The sequence below is a fragment of the Roseivivax sp. genome (genome assembly GCF_054552075.1).
The window spans coordinates 109,184-127,847 of sequence record NZ_JBTOLZ010000011.1 but is presented as its reverse complement, the minus strand read 5'-3'; the positions used below and the strand labels follow the sequence as shown (position 1 = coordinate 127,847).

Sequence of the window (18,664 nt, the reverse complement as noted above, 5' to 3'; positions counted from 1 at the left end):
GGCGCACCGACTATAATCACCACCGCCCCCACACGAGCCTCGACGGGCTCACCCCGTGGGAATATCACCAACGGTCGAAAGGGGACCAAAACCTGAACAGAGCGAACTAAAGAACGCGGACTCTACGGGGAGCAGGTCACCAGCCAAAAGCGGGTGCACGCCCCGCGCCCCGGACCCTCGGCCCGAGCCCGCTCAGCCCCCTCAGCCCGCCGCCTCCAGCGACTTCGCCTCGGCGGCGTCGCGGCGGGCGCGGTCGAGCCAGCCCGCGTCCATCTGCGGCACCGAGGCCAGGAGCCGCCGGGTATAGGCTTGCCGCGGGGCCTCGAAGATCTGCGCCCGGGGGCCGGCCTCGATGATCTGCCCGTCCTTCATCACCACCACCTCGTCGGCGATGGCCTCCACCGTGGCGAGGTCGTGGGTGATGAACATGTAGCTCAGCCCCAGCTCCTCCTGCAGCCGGATCAGGAGCTTCAGGATGCCCTCCGCGACGATCTGGTCGAGCGCCGAGGTGACCTCGTCGCAGATGATGAACCGGGGCTCGGCGGCCAGCGCCCGGGCGATGCCGATGCGCTGCTTCTGGCCGCCCGAAAGCTCGGGGATGCGGCGGTCGAGGAACTCCTCGGGATCGAGCTCGATCAGCTCCATCAGCTCGCGCACCCGCGCCCGCCGCGCCGCGCCGCGCAGCCCGGTGAAGAAACCCACCGGGCGCTCCAGCGTCTCGCGCACGGTGTGGCGCGGGTTCAGCGCGGTGTCGGCCATCTGGTAGATCATCTGGATGTCGCGCAGCTGGCGCTTGTCGCGCTTGCCGTGGTGACCGGCGAGCGGCGCGCCTTCCCAGAGGACCCGCCCCTCGGAGGGCGCCATGAGCCCGGCGATCACCTTGGCCAGCGTCGATTTGCCCGAGCCGCTTTCGCCCACCACGGCGGTGGTGCGGCCCTTGGCCAGCGCCAGGTCGATGCCGTCGAGCGCCTTGAACCCGCGGTATTGCGCGCTTGCGCCCTCGAGCGTCAGCAGCGGCGGCGCGCTGCCGGTCGCGGCGGGCTTCTGGATGCCGCGCACCGCCCAGAGCGACCGGGTATAGGGCTCCTCGGGGGCCTCAAGCATGCGCTGGGTCGGCTGGGTCTCGACCTCGCGGCCATGGCGCATGACGGTGATCCGGTCGGCCATCTGGCTCACCACGGCAAGGTCATGGGTGATGTAGATCGCCGCGGTGCCGTAACGCTCGGTGATGTCGCGCATGGCGCCCAGCACCTCGATCTGGGTGGTCACATCGAGCGCCGTGGTCGGCTCGTCGAAGATGATCAGGTCCGGGCGGCAGGCCATGGCCATGGCGGTCATGGCGCGTTGCAGCTGCCCGCCCGAGACCTCGTGCGGGTAGCGGAAGCCGATCTGGTCGGGGTTCGGCAGCTGCATCTGGCGGTAAAGCGCGCGGGCGTCGTCGCGCGCCGCCCCGGCATCGGCGGTGCCATGCAGCAGCGGGCCTTCGGCGAACTGGTCGATCAGCCGGTGCGCGGGGTTGAAGCTCGCCGCCGCCGATTGCGCGACATAGGCGATGCGGCGCCCGTGCAGGCGGCGGAGCTGCCCCTGCGAGGCCCGCGCCAGGTCGATCCCGTCGAACTGGATGCCGCCCCCGGCGATGCGCACGCCGTCGCGGGTGAAACCCATGGCGGCCAGCCCGGCGGAGCTTTTTCCTGCGCCGCTTTCGCCGACGAGGCCCAGCACCTCGCCGCGGTCGAGATCGAGGTCCAGCCCCTCGAGGATCACCTTGGGCGCGCGCGGCGGCCCGGCCTCGAGACGCAGATCGCGGATGGTCAGCAGATTGCCCATGGCGTCCTCCTCAGCTTTTCAGACCGCTGGCGCGGTGCAGCATCCAGTCGAAGATGAAGTTGATCGAGACGGTCAGCAGCGCGATGGCCCCGGCCGGGATCAGCGGCGTGACGTCGCCGAAGGTGATCAGCGTGGCGTTCTCCTTCACCATGGAGCCCCAGTCGGCGGTGGGCGGCTGGATGCCGATGCCCAGGAAGGACAGGGCCGCGATGAAGAGGAAGACGAAGCAGAAGCGCAGCCCCGCCTCGGCCACCAGCGTCGACGAAATGTTCGGCAGGATCTCGCGGCGCAGGAGCCAGAGCGTGCCCTCGCCCCGAAGCTGCGCCGCGCCGATGAAATCCAGCGCCACGACGTTCATCGCCGCGGCGCGCGACAGCCGGAAGACCGGCGCGAGGTAGATCACCGCGATCACGCCGACCATGTTGGGGATCGAGGGCCCGATGATCGCCAAGAGCATCAGCGCCAGGATCAGCGGCGGCGCCGCCATGACCACGTCGACCATGCGCGAGAGCGCCTGGTCGACCCAGCCGCCCTTGAGCGCGGCGAACATGCCGAGCGCGGCGCCGATGGAAAAGGCGATGCCGGTGGTCAGAAGCGCGAGCCCCACGGTGTTGCGCGCGCCGTAGATCATCCGCGAAAGCATGTCGCGGCCGAGGTTGTCGGTGCCCAGCGGATGCGCGGCGCTCCAGGGCAGGTATTCGGCGCCGACGATCTCGGTCTCGCCGTAGGGCGCGACGAGCGGCGCGAAGAGCCCCAGAAGGAGCGTCGCGGAAAGCACCAGGAGGCCGAAGATGGCGGTGGGCGGGGCGGAACGGAGAAGTGTCATGGTGCGCCCCCCCTCAGCCCGTCTGCCGCAGGCGCGGGTTCGACAGGATCGACAGGATGTCGGCGCCGGTGTTCAACAGGATGTAGGTGCCCGCGAAGAACAGCCCGACCGCCTGCACCACCGGGAAATCCCGGCTCGCCACCGCGTCGACCAGGAGCTGGCCCAGCCCCGGGTAGGAGAAGACCACCTCGACCACCACCACGCCGACGATCAGATAGGCGAGGTTCAGCGCGATGACGTTGATGATCGGCGCCATGGCATTGGGCAGCGCGTGGCGCAGGATCACCCGCCAGCGCGGCACACCCTTCAGCCGGGCCATCTCGATGTAGGGGGCGGCCAGCACGTTGATGATCGCCGCCCGGGTCATCCGCATCATATGGGCGATCACCACCATGATCAGCGTCAGCGCCGGCAGGAAGGTGACGCGCAGCGCCTGCCCGAGGCTCTCGGCGGTGTCGATCCGCGCCAGCGTCGGGAACCAGCCGAGCTTGATCGAGAAGACCAGAATCAGCAGGTAGGCCACGAAGAACTCGGGCATGGAGATGGCGCTGAGCGCGCCGATATTGGCGGTCCGGTCGAAGATCGAGTTGCGCCAGAGCGCGGCCAGGAGCCCGAGGCTCACCGCGATCGGCACCGCGATCACCGCGGCATAGCCCGCGAGGAACATCGTGTTGGCGAGCCGGGTCGACAGCAGGTCCGTGACCTCGCGCCCCGAAGCGAGGCTCTGGCCGAAGTCGCCCTGCACAACGCCCGCGAGCCAGTCGAGGTAGCGGACATGCGGCGGCAGGTCGAGGCCGAGCTCGGCGCGGAAGGCGGCCAGCGTCTCGGGTGTCGCGGACTGGCCGAGGATCTGCTGGGCGAGGTCGCCGGGAAGAAGCTCGATGCCGATGAACATCAGCGCCGAGACGGCGAAGAGGGTCACGACCCCCAGGCCGAGGCGGCTGAGGATCAGCTTGTTCAGGCGGGTCATGGCGGGTCTCCGCGGCCCGGGCGGACGGGCCGGTCAAGAAGCGCGGCGGCCCGGGTCGCCGGAGCCGCCGCAAGGAAGGGCTAGGGGCGGATCAGGCGAACCACCAGCGTTCGATGAAGCGCTGGCTGTCGAGATCCCACATCTCCGAGACCTTCTCGGGCATGGCGACCCGCTTGTTCATCGCCGAGACATACTGCCCGAAGGCCGGGATCAGCGCGCCGCCGTCGGTCTGGCAGAGCTTCTGCATCTCGCCGTACATCTCGGCGCGGCGGTCCTGGTCGAGCTCGGCGCGGGCGCCGACGAGCAGCTCGTTGAAGCGCTCGTTCTGCCACTTGGTGGCGTTCCAGTCCGCATCCGCGGCATAGCCGGCCGAGAACATCAGGTCCGGCGTCGGGCGCCCGCCCCAGTAGCTGGTGCAGAAGGGCTTCTGCAGCCAGACGTTGGACCAGTAGCCGTCATCGGGCTCGCGCGAGACCTTGAGGTTGATCCCCGCCGATTTCGCCGCCTCGGAGAACAGGACCGAAGCATCCACCGCGCCGTTGAAGGCCGCGTCGGCGGTGTGCAGCGTCACGTCGAGCCCCTCGAGCCCGGCCTTCTTCAGGTGGTGCCTGGCCTTCTCGGGGTCATAGGCGTGCTGCTCCAGCTCGGCGTTGTAGAAGGGCATGGAGCTGGCAATCGGGTGGTCGTTGCCGACCGTGCCGTAGCCCTTGAGCACCTTCTCGACGATGGCCTCGCGGTCGATCGCATGCTTCAGCGCCAGCCGCACGTTCACGTCGTCATAAGGCGCCGTGGTGACATGCATCGGCATGGTGTAATGCAGCGTGCCGTTCTGGGTGTGGATGCGCACGTCGCGGTTGCGCTCGAGCATGTGGATGGTCTTGAGGTCCGGGCGGTCGATCAGGTCGACCTCGCCGGTCATCAGCGCGTTCATCCGCGCCGCCGCGTCGCCGACCTTGAGGATCACCACGCGGTCGAAATGCGCGGCGCCTTCCTTCCAGTAGTCGTCGCGGCGCGCTAGCTCGATGCGGACGCCGGGCTCGAAGGCCTCGATGACATAGCCGCCGGTGCCGATCCGGCTGTCGGGGTCGATCGTGCCGTCGCCCTGATCCTGCCGGATGGTCAGGTGGTAGTCGTTGAAGATGAAGGGGAAATCGGCGTTGCCGGTCTCCAGCGTGAAGACCACCACCTTGTCGCCGTCGGGCTTGATGTCGCTGATCTGCTTCAGGAGCGGCTTCACGCCGGACTTCGAGCCCTCGCCCATGTGGTGGCGGACCGAGGCGATCACATCCTGCGCGGTGATCGTCTTGCCGTCCGAGAAGGTGGCGTCGTCGCGCAGCCGGAAGGTCCAGGTCGCCGCGTCGGGGGTCGCCTCGAAGCTCTCGGCGAGGTCCGGCGTGGCGCTGCCGTCGGGGGCCACTTCGACCAGCGTCGAGAAGACGGCGTAGCTCGTGGCGAACATGAAGTCGTTGGAATAGGTCGCCGGATCAAGCGAATCCGAGGTGCTGCCCTGGGTGAAGCCGACCCGCAGGGTGCCGCCCTTCTGCGGCGTCGCGGCCCGCGCGGGCGTGAGCCCCAGGCCAAGGGTCATGCCGGCGGCGGCGCTGCCTGCGAGAAAGCCGCGGCGGCTGGGCATGGTGAAGCTGGAAAACTGGGTCAAACGGATCCCTCCTCTGTTGTGTGCTCCCCCGGCAGCCGGATGCCGCCGGGGGCCTGTCTGGCGCGCGCTCGGGCGCGTCGGGGCGGCGGAGCCGCCCGGGCTGGCTCAGGCGGCCAGCGTGATCGCCTTGGCGCGGGTGTAGGCGTCGAGGCCCTCGAGCCCCTTCTCGCGGCCAAACCCGGATTTGCGGTTGCCGCCGAAGGGCAGCTCGATGCCCCCCGCCCAGTAGTCGTTGACCGTGACCTGGCCCGCGTCGATGGCGCGGGCGACGCGCAGGGCGCGGCCCGTATCGCGCGTGTAAACGCCTGCATTCAAGGCGAATTCCGTGCCGTTGGCGCGGGCGACGGCCTCTTCCTCACTGGAGAAGCTCTGCACCGCGAGGACCGGGCCGAAGATCTCCTGCAGGACGGCCTCGTCCTCGGGATCGGGCGTGTCGAGGATGGTCGGCTCGAAGAACCAGCCCAGGCCGGTCTCGGGGTCGGTGGTCACCGATCCGCCGGTTAGCACCTCGATACCGCGCGCGCGGGCGCGGGAGACGAAGCCCGCCACCTTGTCGAGATGCGCGGCGGAGTTGATCGCCCCCATCTCGGGGTTGCGGAGCCCGTGGCCGAGCTTCAGTGCGCGGGCCTTCTCGACGAGGCGCGGCAGCACCGCGTCGCGCAGGCTCTCGTGCAGGATCAGCCGCGAGCCCGCCGAGCAGATCTGCCCGGAGTTCGAGAAGATCGCCCAGAGCGCGCCGTCGGCCACCGCCTCGGGGTCGGCGTCCTCGAAGGCCACGAGCGGCGACTTGCCGCCAAGCTCCAGCGTCAGGCCGGTGACATTCGGCGCGACCGAGCGCATGACGTTGACGCCGGTCGCGACCGAGCCGGTGAAGGTCACATGGGCGACGCGCGGATCGGCGACCAGCGGCGCGCCGGCCTCGGTGCCGGTGCCGGTCACCACGTTGACCACGCCCGCGGGCAGGCCCGCCTCGATCATAAGCTCGGCGATCAGGAGCGCGGTGAAGGGCGTCGTCTCGGCCGGTTTCACCACCGCCGAACAGCCCGCCGCCAGCGCCGGGGCGATGCCGCGCACCAGCGTCGAGGTCGGGTAGTTCCAGGGCACGATATGAGCGGTCACGCCGACCGGCTCGCGCAGGGTGAAGGCGGCGGCGTCGGAGCCCAGGTTGACCGAGCGGCCATCGAGCTTGTCGGCGGCCCCGGCGTAATACTCAAAGAGCCGCGCCGAGCCCGCGACATCGCCCCGCGCCTCGTCGAGGCTCTTGCCGCTGTCGAGCGCCTCGACCACGGCCAGCCGCTCGGCATGGGCGCGCAGGGTGCGGGCGATCTCGTTGAGGATACCGCACCGCTCGGCCGGGCTGCGCCGCGACCAGAGCGCGAAGCCCTGCTGCGCGGAGGCCAGCGCCCGGTCCACGTCCTCGGCCCCGCCGGCGGCGAAGCTGGCGAAGGCGCGGCCCTGGCCCGGGTCGAAGCTCTCCATCGTCGCGCCCGAGGCGGGCGCGGTGAAGGCGCCGTCGATGAAATGGCCCTGCGGCAGATGCGGCAGGGTGCCGGTCTCGAAATAGGTGGTGATCAGCTCCTCGGCGGTCATATGTCAGCCTCGCTTGTCTGATGGGTGGATTGTGCCAGCCAGTCGGGGGCGATCTCGACGCCCCAGCCGGGCGCCTCGGTCACGCGGACCCGGCCCGCGTCGATGGCATAGGGGCTTTCGACGAAGAGCGCGTCCTGCCAGGGGTAGTAGTCCGGCCCCTCGATCGAGAACTCGAGGTAGCGGCCGGGCAGCGGCAGGGCGCGCATGAGATGCATGGTGAACAGCGTCACCAAGGACAGGTTGGCGGCATGGGGCGTGACACTCAGGCCCGCCGCGGCGCCCATCCGGGCGACCTGCATGGCGCGGGTCATGCCGCCGAGATAGAGGATGTCGGGCTGCAGGATGTCGACCGCGCCGAGCGCGACCATCCGCTGCCAGCTCTCGAGGTCCCAGTCCTGTTCGCCGCCCGCCACGTCGAGGTCGAGCGCGCGGGTGACCTCTGCGGTCTCCTCGAGCTTCCAGTAGCGGCAAGGCTCCTCGAAATGCTCGAAGCCCTCGGCCTCCAACCGGTGCCCGACCTCGATAGCGCGGGCGGGCGAGAAGCCGGAATTGGCATCGGCCAGGAGCGCGGCCTCGGGGCCGAGCGCGCGGCGCATCGCGGGCAGGATCGCCTCGGTGCGGCCCGGCCATTCGTCCAGGTCGCGCCCGCATTCGGCGCCCACCCGGACCTTGAAGGCGTCGAAGCCCTGTTCACCCTGGAGCCGCAGCATCCGCTCGGCCTCAGCCTCGGGGGTGATGTCGCGCCGCATGGAAGAGGCATAGGCCCGGATCTCGCCCGCCGACCCGCCAAGAAGCGCCGCGACCGGCTGGCCCGCCACCTTGCCGCGCCAGTCCCAGGCGGCGGTGTCGAGCCCCGCCAGCGCGCGCATCAGGTAGGTGCCGGGATACTTGTGCTCGCGCTCGGGGATCTCGTCCACGATCGCTTCCAGCGCATCGACGCCCCGGCCCAGCGCCCAGGGGGCGATCTGGCGGTGGAAGACCTGCGCGGTGATATCGGCGTTATAGGTCGAGACCTGGCCCCAGCCCTGGGCGCCGTCCTCGGTGGTCAACCGCACGAAGCCCACGAGCGGGGTCGAGAAGGTCTCGAGCCGGGTGATGCGCGGGCCGCTGTCCCCGGCGCCGCGCCCGGGCTTCGGGACCGCCCCGGAGGCGGAATAGGGCGTTGCGGTCATGTGGCCTCCAGGATCAGCTCGGCGGCGTGATGCGCGGCCATCATGGTCGGCGCATTGGTGTTGCCCGAGGTGATGTTCGGGAAGATCGAGGCATCGACGACGCGCAGCCCCTCGAAGCCGTGCAGGCGCAGGCGCGGATCGACCACCGAGCTTGCGGGGTCCGCGCCCATCCGGCAGGTGCCGACGGGATGGAAAACGGTGCCGCAGCGGCGGCGGAAGTCCTCGAGGATCTCCTCGCCCTGAAGCTCACGCACATCGGGGTCGAGCGCGCTCTCGATCAGCCCCTCGAGCGCCGGGGTCTGCATGATCCGCCGGCAGAGCGTGCCGCCCGCGATGACCGCCGCGCGGTCCTCCTCGGTGGCCAGCGAGTTCGGGCGGATGCGCGGCGCCGCCTCGGGATCGGCCGAGGAGATGTCGATCCGCCCCCGGCTCGTGGGCCGGGTCGGCTGATAGCCGATGATGAAGCCCGGGAAGGGGTCGGGATTGACCACGTTCCGCGTGCCGCTGGGCGTCGTCGTGTAGCTGACCGGGTTGAAGTAGATCTGCTGGTCCGGCACCGCCGCCTCGGGTGTCGAGCGGAAGAGCCCGCCGCATTGGTTGACCGAGAGCGCCAGCGGCCCGCGCCGCGTCAGCGCGTAGCGCAGCGCCGCCAGGGCCTTGCCCCAGAGCGGGCGGAGCTGGTCGTTCAGCGTCGGCTCGTTGGCCTTGAAGTAGTAGTTGAGCCCGAGGTGATCCTGCAGGTTGCCGCCCACATGCGGCGCGTCGGCCCGGACCTCGATGCCATGCTCGCGCAGAAGCTGCGCCGGCCCCACGCCCGAGAGCTGCAGGAGCCGCGGCGAGCTGACCGCGCCCGCCGAGAGGATGATCTCGCGGCCCGCCTGCAGCACCTCTTCGCGGCCGTGATGGCGCAGGTGCACCGATGTCGCGCGGCGGCCCTCGAAGCCGATGCGGGTCACGGTGACGCCGGTCCGCAGGGTGACATTGGGGCGCTTCAGCGCCGGGGCCAGGTAGGCCCGCGCCGCCGAGTGCCGCAGCCCGTCCCTTGTGGTGATCCGGTAGGTGGTCGCGCCCTCGGGGGTGGCACCGTTGCAATCCTCGGTGCGGGGCAGACCGGCCTCCTCGGCGCCCGCGAAGAAATGCCGGTTCACCTTGTGGATCTGGTCCGAGACGTCCTGGACGTGCAGCGGCCCCTGCCCGTCGCGGCTGCCATCGGCGGAGACGCGGGTCTCCATGGCGTCATAGGTGCGGCGGGCGACCTCCCAGCTCCAGCCGGTGGCCCCGGCGGCGGCCCAGTCGTCGAAGTCATGCGGCAGCCCCCGCGCCCAGACCAGCGCGTTGATCGAGCTCGATCCGCCGACCACGCGGCCGCGCGGCCAGTAGTCGCTGCGCCCGCCGAGGCCCGGGTCGGCCTCGCTTTGGTAGCGCCAATTCATCTCCGGGTGGAAGAAGGTCTTGCCGTAACCGAGCGGCAGCCGCACCCAGGGCGAGCGGTCCCGCCCGCCGGCCTCGAGCACCAGGACGCTGTGCCGCCCCGAGGCGCTGAGCCGTTCGGCCAGCACGCAGCCCGCCGATCCCGCGCCGATGATGATGTAGTCGTAGCTTGCCAAACCGGGCCTGCCTTGCCTTCGCCTTTGGCCGCAGGGTGTCAGAACCGGGCCGGAACCCCCTAACGAAAAAAAATTTGCAGCAACCTTAAAAAATTTCGCGGTAAGGGCTAGGCTGCCACCATGTTCGACGAGCTTCCCCCGCTGGGCTGGCTGCGGTCCTTCGAGGCCTCGGCGCGGCTTGGAAATTTCACCCGCGCCGCCGAGGAGTTGAACCTCACGCCCTCGGCGGTGAGCTACCAGGTCCGCGCGCTCGAGGCGCGGCTCGGCCACAAGCTCTTCGAGCGGCGGCGGCGCGCGCTGGTGCTGACGCGGCTGGCGCAATCCTACCTGCCGGTGGTCAGCAAGGCCTTCGTGGACATCGACGCCAGCACCGCGGGGGTCTTCGGGCGCAGCGGCGGCGAGCGGATCACCCTGCGCTGCATGACCTCGCTCAACATGCTCTGGCTGGTGCCGCGGATCGAGAGCTTCCAGGCCCGGCATCCCGACATAACCCTGAGCCTTCTGTCCTCCTCCTGGGCGGAGGGCGGCGACAGCGCGCTGATCGACCTCGACATCCGCTTCGGCGAGGGGCTCTGGTCCGACGGCGAGGTGATCCCGCTGATGCGCCACGCGGTGCAGCCGGTCTGCGCGCCGGGGCTCGCGGGCGGGCTGGCGTCGCTGGAAGAGGGCCCGTTGATCGAGATGGCGGGCGTCGTCGACACCTGGCAGCATTTCTTCGGGATGCACCTCGAAGGTGTCGCCCCGCCCCTGCCCCGCTACGTGGTCGACACCTCGCTGGTGGCGCTGGACCTGGCCGAGCGCGGCCTCGGTCATGCGCTGGTCGCCGATACCTTCGCGCGGCCCTATCTCGACGCCGGGCGGCTGGTGCGCTCCTGCCCCGCCGAGCTCGAGGCGCGGCACGGGCATTTCATCGTGGTGCCCCCCAGCGCCGACCGGAACCGCTACGGGATGCGGGCGATCATCGACTGGCTGCGCGAGATCGCGGCGGAGCCGTGAGGGGGGATCGGGGCCCGCCGAGTGGTCAGCGTCATGTTATGCCTTCGACGGGCCCGCCGCGCGCCGTCTTCGACGGCCTCTCGCCCGCCGACCTCTTGCGAAGCCGGCCTCTCGACCCGAAGTTCTTCGGGACGACGCCGGCGCCGAGCTTCCACGGCGTCGACGTGATGAAAACCCGCGCGGGCGCCCCTGCCCGCCTCGACGCCCATCTTGCCCATGCCCTCGCGGAGGACGCCCATGTCGCGGCCTGACATCCTGCTTTACACCGCCAACACGATGAACGGCTGGAAGCCCCTGCTCTTCCTGCATGAAGCCGGGATCGACTACGAGCTCGCGCCGGTGGACTTCGGCAAGAAGGAGCAGAATGCGCCGGAATATCTCAAGCTCAACCCCAACGGCCGCATCCCGACCATCGTCGACCGCGGCGCGGAGGATTTTGCCGTCTTCGAAAGCGGCGCAATCCTCTGGTATCTCGCCGAGAAATACGACCGCTTCCTGAGCCACGACCCCAAGGAACGCTCGGAAACCATGCAGTGGCTGATGTTCCAGATGGGCGGCATCGGCCCGATGATGGGTCAGGCGATGTTCTTCCAGCGCATCGCCAAGCCCAACGGCGACGAGGTGCCCTATGCCATCAACCGCTACGTGACCGAGAGCCGCCGCCTGCTCGAGGTGCTGGACACCCGGCTCGCGGGGCGCGACTGGCTGGTGGGCGAGGCGCTCTCGATCGCCGATATCGCCACCTACCCCTGGGCGCGCAGCCATTTCTGGGCCACCGTCAGCGTCGAGGGGCTGCCGCACCTGCAGGCCTGGTTCGACCGGCTCGACGCCATGCCCCGGGTGCAGGAGGCGCTGCAGCTGCCCGAACCCCGGCCCTCGGCCTTCGGAGAGGGCGACGTGGCCCGGGCCGCCGAGGAAAACGCCGCGCGGTTCCGGTGAGCCGGACCGCGATCCCTGCCACCGGGGCGGCGCCCGTCTGACGCGCGCCCTGCCCCGCCCCAAGTTTCTGGAGAGACCCCATGCCTGACCCCATCCGCGTCGATATCGTCTCCGACGTCGTCTGCCCCTGGTGCGTAATCGGCTATTCGCAGCTCGCCCGCGCCGCCGAAGAGACCGGCTTCGAGATCGAGGTGCAGTGGCACCCCTTCGAGCTGAACCCGCAGATGCCGCCCGAGGGCCAGAACCTACGCGAGCATCTGGCCGAGAAATACGGCACCGCGCCCGAGGACTCCGCCCGCGCCCGCGACCGGCTGACCGAGATGGGCGCGGCGCTCGGCTTCACCTTCAACTACGCCGAGGACATGCGCATGGTGAACACCTTCCGCGCGCATCAGCTGATCGACTGGGCCACCGGCGAGGGCCGCGGGCACGAGATGAACATGGCGCTTTTCGAGGCGTTCTTCACCCGCCGCGAGAACCTCGACGATGCGCAGGTGCTGGCCGATGAGGCCGCCGCCATCGGGCTCGACCGCGCGGCGGCGCTGGCGGTCCTCGAAAGCGGCGAGCTGGCCGACCTGGTGCGCCAGAAAGAGCAGTTCTGGACCGCGCGCGGCATCTCCGGCGTGCCCGCGATGATCTTCGCCCGCAAGCACCTGGTCACCGGCGCCCAGGGCGAGGAGAACTACGCCAAGATCCTGCACCACCTGGCCGAGGAAGCGGCGGCCTGAGGGGGCGGGAGCCTCGGCGGCAAGCGTGCCGGTCGGACCGGCGTGCTTCCCGCGCTGAGGCTGATTTTCCCGGTCCCCGTTTCAGGGAACGAGCGCCGGATCTCGCGCGGCGGGGCCCTCGGTATCCGTGCCCTGGCCGCGCGCAACACCGCCCTTCTGCGCCGCCCCCGCGACGTAGACCTCGGCCACGGCGCGGTCGTCGCCCAGGATCTGCAGCGCGAAGAGCTCTTCCGACAGGCTGGTCGCCCGCGCGCTGCGCAGCGCCAGCGCCGGGGTCGCGCGGCTGTCGAGCACCACAAGGTCGGCTTCCGTTCCGGGCGCGAGCGTGCCGATCCGCTCCGACAGGCCCAGCACCTCGGCGTTGCCGCGGGTGATCCAGTCGAAGGCGGCCAGCGGATGCAGCTTCTGACCGCGGAGCTGCAGCACCTTGTAGGCCTCGGCCAGCGTGGTCAGCATCGAGTAGCTCGTGCCCGCGCCGACATCCGTGGCCACACCCGGGGTGATCCCGCGGGCCCGCAGGCCCGAGTCGTCGAAAAGCCCGCTGCCGAGGAACAGGTTCGAGGTCGGGCAGAAGACCGGCGTCGCGCCGCGCTCGGCCAGAAGGTCGATCTCGCGCGGCTCGAGGTGGATGGCGTGGCCGAGAAGCGTGTTCTGCCGCACCAGCCCATGCGCCTCGTAGACGCCGAGGTAATCCGGGGCCTCGGGGAAGAGCGCGCGGGTCGCCGCGATCTCGTCGAGGTTCTCGGAGAGATGCGTCTGGATGGGACAGCCCGGATGCTCCGCCGCCAGGGCGCCCGCGGCCTCGAGCTGTTCCGGCGTCGAGGTCAGCGCGAAGCGCGGCGAGATGACATAACCCGCCCGGCCCCTGCCGTCCCAGCGCTCGATCAGCGCGCGGCTTTCGTCGTAGCCGCTCTGCGCGGTGTCGCGGAGGCCCTCGGGGGCGTTGCGGTCCATCATCACCTTGCCGCCCAGCATCCGCATGCCGCGCCGCTCGGCCTCGGCGAAATAGGCCTCGGCCGAGGCGGGATGGACCGAGCAGAAGGCCACCGCCGTGGTGGTCCCATGCGACAGGATGAGGTCGTAGAATTCCGACGCCATCGCCGCGGCATGGTCGGGGTCGGCGTAGCGCAGCTCGGCGGGAAAGGTGTAGCCGTTCAGCCAGTCGAGAAGCTGCGCCCCCCAGGAGGCGATCATCTCGATCTGGGGAAAATGGATGTGGGTGTCGATGAAGCCCGGCAGGATCAGATGCGGGCGGTGATCGACCACCGGCAGCGCGGGCGCCTCGGCGCGCACTTGGTCCCAGTCCCCGCAGGCGGCAATCCGGCCATCCGAAAGCCGCAAAGCGCCGTCCTCGAGATAGGTGAAGGCCGCGTGGTCCTCGGGGCCCATGGGCGCGCGGTGGAAACTCAGAAGGCGCCCGCGGATGATCTGGTCGGTCTGTGTCATCGTCTCTCTTGCCTCGTTCTGCGGACGGGCGCGGTGGGCGCCCGTCCGGCCTTGGATCATTCGCCGGGCTGCATTCCGACCGGGTCGACCGGGTCAGAGGGCTCGCCGGCGCTCTCCTGCCGGTGGAAGACCGGGTAGATCGCCAGGAAGGCCGCCGCCATCAGGTAGCCCATCGCGACCGGCGTCGGCTCGGGCCATTGCAGGCCGGCGGCATGGATCACCCCGAAGGCCGACATCACCGAGGCCGCGAAGGCGAACCCGGCGGAGGTGCGGAAGTGCCCGTCGATCACGCTGGCGACGATGGCGCCCCAGATCAGCCCGGTCAGGATCGCGCCCTGGCTCAGCAGCAGATGCCCCTGGTAATGCGCGCCCTGGGTCATCAGCTCGGCGGTCAGCGCCGCGTCGCCCAGCCTCGGCAGCCCCTCGACGCCCGAGGCGCCGAGCGCGCTCATCATCGAGTTCCACTTGGTCACCAGGAAGCTCGAAATATGCGGCATCATCGCGATGCTCACCGCGGCGATATGCGAGGGCTTCACCGATTGCGCGGTATTGGTGATCAGGCTCAGCGCCACGAAGACCAGCACCGGCGCGGCGGCGGCGGCGGGGATCAGCCCGTTGAGGAAGGCCAGAAGCCCGGTGAAGGCCGCCAGCGGGATCACCGTGCCCACGCCGATCACATAGCCCGCATGGGCGCCCATGCGCTTGTAGGCGGGATGGCCGATATAAGCCGTCGTCGGGAAGGGCGAGCCGAAGAGCGCGCCGACCATGGTTCCCGCACCGTCGGTCACCTGGCAGAGCCCCACCGGGTAGCTGTCGCCCACCGCCTCGGCGCTCTCGACGTTGTTCATGGTCTCGATGAAGTTGTAGATCTGCACCGGCACCAGGACGAGGAACAGCTCGGGGTTGGCGAAGAGGTGCTGGATGCCCGCCAAGAGGTCGCCGAGGTAGGGCATCGGCAGGTAGACCCCGACGGTCGAGACGTCGATCTCGGACTTGCCGAGCGCCAGCGCCACAAGCGTGCCCGCGACCAGCGCCAGAAGGCCCGCCGGCACGTTGCCCGGCAGGCGGAAGCGCCCGACGAGGCCCCAGAGGATGATGATCATCGAGGCGAAGCCGACGTAGGGGTCCTCGAAGACGGTGGCGAGCGGCACGGTGCCGATGAAGACCAGCGCGATCCCGCAGAGCGTGCCGAGCATGCCGGCGCGCGGCGTCACGCGCTTCAGCCAGGGCCCGACGAGCGCGCCCATGGCCGCCACGATGCCGCCGATGAAGCCCGCGCCGATGCCCACCTGCCAGGCCAGGAGCGGATTCTCGGTGGCCCAGTAGATCGGCCCGATGACGCCGAAGAGATAGACGAACATCACCGGCGTCGAGATGCCGTAGGGCAGCGCGGTGACATCGCGACCGGTGCGCGCGGCGGTGCGTTTGGCGAGCCAGACGTAGACCGCGACCCCGGCGATGATGGCCATGGCGGCGCCGGGCAGGATGCGCCCGAAGACGATCTCGGAGGGCATGCCGAAGACGAAGCGGCAGATCCCCGAAAGCACGATCAGATTGACCAGGTTGTCTGTGAACAGCGCCCAGAAGGCACTGAAATCGCTGCGTGAAAACAGCCTGTAGCTAGAGTGTCCGGTGTCCATGTCAGGTCTCCTCCCTGGGTGGTTGCGCCTTGGTCTCTCCCGCCGGCCCTCAGCCGTGCGGGTCCTCCCGGACCGCGGCGCGGGTCCGTTCCATGCCTGGGCATGGGGTGGGGTGTCGTGGCGCGCGGGCCGCGGTCTCTTCCCGGGTCAGCGCGCCCATCACCTCGGCGGTGACGCAGGCGGCGATGATCTCGGGGCGTTTGTCGCGGCTCGGGCCCGCGCCGATCGGGCAGGTCAGGCCGGCGGTCGAACTGGCCTCGCCGGTCTGGCGCACCCAGCGGTCGAATTTCGCCCGTTTGGTCCGGGATCCGATCAGCCCGACATAGCCCGCGTCACCCCGCGCCAGCGCCGCGTCGGTGACCAGGAAATCGAGCCCGTGGTCATGCGTGGCGACCACGAAGGCCGCGCCCGGAGCGGCGGCTTCGACCAGCGCCTCGGGCAGGACGGCGAGCCGCGTCTCGACCCGGGCGGTGCAGAGCGCCAGCTCCTCGGGGCGCATGTCCACCAGAACCGTGCGCACCGGCATGTGCTGCATCAGATCCGCCAGCGCCCGGCCGACATGGCCCGCGCCGAAGATGAAGACCTCGGGCCAGGCCGCGCGCGCCCGGGCCGCGCGCTCGCAGGCGGCGCGCCGGTCGCCCCGGCTCATGCGGGTCAGGGTGATCTCCACGCGCCCGCCGCAGCACTGGCCGATCTCGGGGCCGAGCGGCAGGTCCATCCGGTCCGAGAGCACGCCTGTTTCGAGCATTTCACGGGCGCGGGCGACGGCCATGTATTCGAGCCGCCCGCCGCCGATGGTGCCGTGCAGGTCCTCGGGCGCCACGAAGATCGCGGCCCCGGCCTCGCGTGGGGAGGACCCGCGCACCCGGTCGAGCGCGACGCGCACCACCGCGCCTTGGGCCGCGAGGAAGTCCTCGAGCGGTCTCATGCCCCCTGCCCCTTCAGCCGTTCGACCGCCATGAGCACGCGCTCGGGCGTGGCCGGCGTGTCGAGGCGCGGGCAAGTCCGGTAGTCGGCGACGCTCGCCACCGCCATGGACAGCGCCTCGAGCACCGAGATGCCGAGCATGAAGGGCGGCTCGCCCACCGCCTTGGAGCGCTTGATGGTGCGCTCGGCGTTGGCGTTCCAGCTGACGAGATCGACGTTGAAGATCCGCGGCGCATCCGAGGCCAGCGGGATCTTGTAGGTCGAGGGCGCGTGGGTGCGGAGCCGCCCGGCCTCGTCCCACCAGAGCTCCTCGGTGGTGAGCCAGCCCATGCCCTGCACGAAGGCGCCCTCCACCTGGCCGCGGTCGAGGTCGGGGTTCAGCGAGCGGCCGACGTCGTGCAGGAGGTCGGTCCTGAGCACCCGGTATTCGCCGGTCAGCGTGTCGATCTCGACCTCGGAACAGGCCGCGCCATAGGCGTAGTAGTAGAACGGCCGCCCGGTGCCGCTGGCGCGGTCCCAGTGGATGTCCGGGGTCTTGTAGAAGCCCGCCGCCGAGAGCTGCACGCGCGCCATGTAGGCGGATTTCACGAACTCCGCGAAGGGCACCACCTCGTCGCCGATGGCCACCGCGTTCGGCAGGAAGCGCACCGCCTCGGGGGCGACGCCGCGGCTCTCGCAGGCGAAGCCCACCAGCCGCGCCTTGATCTGCTCGGCGGCATCCAGCGCCGCCATGCCGTTCAGGTCCGAGCCCGAGGAGGCCGCCGTCGCCGAGGTGTTCGGCACCTTCTCGGTGGTGGTCGCGGTGATGCGGATGGTGTCGATGTCGACCTGGAAGGCGTCGGCCACCACCTGTGCCACCTTGGTGTTGAGGCCCTGCCCCATCTCGGTGCCGCCGTGGTTCAGGTGGATCGAGCCGTCGTTGTAGACGTGGATCAGCGCGCCCGCCTGGTTGAAATGCGTGGCGGTGAAGGAGATGCCGAACTTCACCGGCGTCAGCGCGATGCCGCGGCGGATCACCGCGTTCTCGCGGTTGAAGGCGAGGATCTCGGCGCGCCGCGCGCGGTAGTCGGCGCTGGTCTCCAGCTCTTCCACCAGCCGCAGGATCACGTTGTCGGTGACCTCTTGGTGATAGGGGGTGAGGTCGCGGCCCTCGCGGTAGAAATTGGCCTTGCGCACGTCGAGCGGGTCGCGGCCGAGGGCGTAGGCGATCTCTTCGATCATGCGCTCGGCGGCGACGACGCCCTGCGGGCCGCCGAAGCCGCGGAAGGCGGTGTTCGAGACCGTGTTGGTCTTCATCGGCCGACTCTCAAGCCGCACGTGCGGGTAGAAATAGGCGTTGTCGGCGTGGAACAGCGCCCGGTCGGTCACCGGCCCGGAGAGGTCAGCGGAGAAGCCGCAGCGCGCCGCGAAGCATCCCTCGACCGCGGCGATCACGCCGTCACCGTCGAAGGCCACGTCGTAGTCGACCACAAAGTCGTGGCGCTTGCCGGTGGCGGTCATGTCCTGGTCGCGGTCGGGGCGGATCTTCACCGGCCGGTCGAGCCGCTTGGCGGCCACCGCGGCGACGGCGGCGAAGAGGTTCATCTGGCTTTCCTTGCCGCCGAAGCCGCCGCCCATGCGCCGGACCTGCACGACCACCGCGTTCGAGGGCACGCCGAGGACATGGGCGACCATGTGCTGCGCCTCGCTCGGGTGCTGGGTCGAGCAGTGCACCGTGACGGTGTCGTCCTCGCCGGGCACCGCGAAGGAGATCTGGCCCTCGAGGTACATATGGTCCTGCCCGCCGATGCGGACCTGCCCGGCGATGCGGCGGGGTGCTTGGGCGCGGCCTTCGGCGACCTCGCCGCGCTTGAGCGTCAGCGGTTCGGTCACATGCGGGTAGCCCGCCGCGATGGCGGCCTCGGGGTCGAGAACATGCGGCAGCGCCTCGACCTCGACCTGCGCCAGCGTCGCGGCGCGGCGCGCGGCATCGCGGCTCTCGGCGATCACCGCGAAGAGCGGCTGGCCGTGGTACTGGATCAGCTCCTCGGGGAAGACCGGGTCGTCGTGCTTGCCGGTCGGGCTCACGTCGTTCTCGCCGGGGATCTCGGCGGCGGTCAGCACGTCCACCACCCCGGGGGCGGCGCGCACGGCTGCGAGGTCCAGTGACAGGATGCGCCCGTGGGCCACCTCCGAGACGCCGAGATAGGCGTGCAGCGTGCCCGCCGGCTCGGCGATGTCGTCGGTATAGGCAGCGCGGCCGGTGACGTGGTTCGCGGCGCTGTCGTGGGCCAGGCTGGTGTGGACCGCGCCCCGGATCGGCGCGCGGATGGTCTTCATGTCGGTCATCGGGTCCCCTC

The 18,664-nt window shown here is 70.3% G+C and carries 15 protein-coding genes; 4 read left to right on the top strand and 11 right to left on the bottom strand.

Going from position 1 to position 18,664, the window contains the following annotated elements; all coding sequences use genetic code 11:
- Positions 1-201 precede the first annotated feature (201 nt).
- The 7 genes from ACX938_RS10570 to ACX938_RS10540 all read right to left on the bottom strand — a co-directional run bounded on the left by ACX938_RS10570 (position 202) and on the right by ACX938_RS10540 (position 9,649).
- The gene (locus ACX938_RS10570) at positions 202-1,827 is read right to left on the bottom strand and encodes an ABC transporter ATP-binding protein (protein WP_459431024.1); all 1,626 of its coding nucleotides are present in this window, start codon (positions 1,825-1,827) and stop codon (positions 202-204) included.
- Between the two features lie 10 nt (positions 1,828-1,837).
- A complete protein-coding gene (locus tag ACX938_RS10565; protein WP_459431023.1) occupies positions 1,838-2,653 on the bottom strand; it encodes an ABC transporter permease in 816 nt (271 codons plus the stop codon).
- Between the two features lie 13 nt (positions 2,654-2,666).
- Positions 2,667-3,623, bottom strand: coding sequence for an ABC transporter permease (locus ACX938_RS10560; protein WP_232754824.1), 957 nt, complete (start codon positions 3,621-3,623; stop codon positions 2,667-2,669).
- A gap of 91 nt (positions 3,624-3,714) precedes the next feature.
- Positions 3,715-5,280 carry an ABC transporter substrate-binding protein gene (locus ACX938_RS10555; RefSeq protein ID WP_459431022.1) on the bottom strand — a complete coding sequence of 522 codons (1,566 nt, stop codon included), beginning with the start codon at positions 5,278-5,280 and terminating at the stop codon, positions 3,715-3,717.
- A 105-nt stretch (positions 5,281-5,385) separates the two neighbouring features.
- Complete coding sequence (locus ACX938_RS10550; RefSeq protein WP_459431021.1) at positions 5,386-6,870, bottom strand: aldehyde dehydrogenase family protein; 1,485 nt, start codon at positions 6,868-6,870, stop codon at positions 5,386-5,388.
- Positions 6,867-8,042 (bottom strand): mandelate racemase/muconate lactonizing enzyme family protein, encoded by a 1,176-nt coding sequence (locus tag ACX938_RS10545; RefSeq protein WP_459431020.1) that lies wholly within the window; start codon positions 8,040-8,042, stop codon positions 6,867-6,869. The genes ACX938_RS10550 and ACX938_RS10545 overlap by 4 nt, the downstream gene beginning before the upstream one ends.
- The gene (locus ACX938_RS10540; RefSeq protein ID WP_459431019.1) at positions 8,039-9,649 is read right to left on the bottom strand and encodes a GMC family oxidoreductase; all 1,611 of its coding nucleotides are present in this window, start codon (positions 9,647-9,649) and stop codon (positions 8,039-8,041) included. The genes ACX938_RS10545 and ACX938_RS10540 overlap by 4 nt, the downstream gene beginning before the upstream one ends.
- A gap of 120 nt (positions 9,650-9,769) precedes the next feature.
- On the opposite strand from ACX938_RS10540, the gene ACX938_RS10535 reads away from it, so the two are divergent.
- The 4 genes from ACX938_RS10535 to ACX938_RS10520 all read left to right on the top strand — a co-directional run bounded on the left by ACX938_RS10535 (position 9,770) and on the right by ACX938_RS10520 (position 12,312).
- Positions 9,770-10,645 carry a LysR substrate-binding domain-containing protein gene (locus tag ACX938_RS10535; RefSeq protein WP_459431018.1) on the top strand — a complete coding sequence of 292 codons (876 nt, stop codon included), beginning with the start codon at positions 9,770-9,772 and terminating at the stop codon, positions 10,643-10,645.
- A gap of 38 nt (positions 10,646-10,683) precedes the next feature.
- A complete protein-coding gene (locus ACX938_RS10530) occupies positions 10,684-10,896 on the top strand; it encodes a hypothetical protein (RefSeq protein ID WP_459431017.1) in 213 nt (70 codons plus the stop codon).
- On the top strand, positions 10,883-11,584 hold the full coding sequence (locus tag ACX938_RS10525; protein ID WP_459431016.1) for a glutathione S-transferase family protein: 702 nt from the start codon (positions 10,883-10,885) through the stop codon (positions 11,582-11,584). Before ACX938_RS10530 ends, ACX938_RS10525 begins: the two co-directional genes overlap by 14 nt.
- An 80-nt stretch (positions 11,585-11,664) precedes the next feature.
- Positions 11,665-12,312 (top strand): DsbA family oxidoreductase, encoded by a 648-nt coding sequence (locus tag ACX938_RS10520; protein ID WP_459431015.1) that lies wholly within the window; start codon positions 11,665-11,667, stop codon positions 12,310-12,312.
- Between the two features lie 81 nt (positions 12,313-12,393).
- Here the strand turns inward: ACX938_RS10520 and guaD are convergent, their stop codons facing one another.
- Genes guaD through xdhB form a run of 4 tightly spaced genes read right to left on the bottom strand, consistent with a single transcriptional unit; the run spans position 12,394 to position 18,653 of the window.
- Entirely contained in the window at positions 12,394-13,758 is a 1,365-nt protein-coding gene (guaD, locus tag ACX938_RS10515) for a guanine deaminase (RefSeq protein WP_459431014.1), read from the bottom strand.
- Positions 13,759-13,814: 56 nt separating this feature from the next.
- On the bottom strand, positions 13,815-15,398 hold the full coding sequence (locus tag ACX938_RS10510) for a xanthine/uracil/vitamin C permease (RefSeq protein ID WP_459431013.1): 1,584 nt from the start codon (positions 15,396-15,398) through the stop codon (positions 13,815-13,817).
- A 49-nt stretch (positions 15,399-15,447) separates the two neighbouring features.
- Positions 15,448-16,326, bottom strand: a complete 879-nt coding sequence (gene xdhC, locus ACX938_RS10505) for a xanthine dehydrogenase accessory protein XdhC (RefSeq protein ID WP_459431012.1) — start codon at positions 16,324-16,326, stop codon at positions 15,448-15,450.
- Positions 16,323-18,653, bottom strand: coding sequence for a xanthine dehydrogenase molybdopterin binding subunit (gene xdhB / locus ACX938_RS10500; RefSeq protein WP_459431011.1), 2,331 nt, complete (start codon positions 18,651-18,653; stop codon positions 16,323-16,325). Before xdhB ends, xdhC begins: the two co-directional genes overlap by 4 nt.
- Positions 18,654-18,664 lie beyond the last annotated feature (11 nt).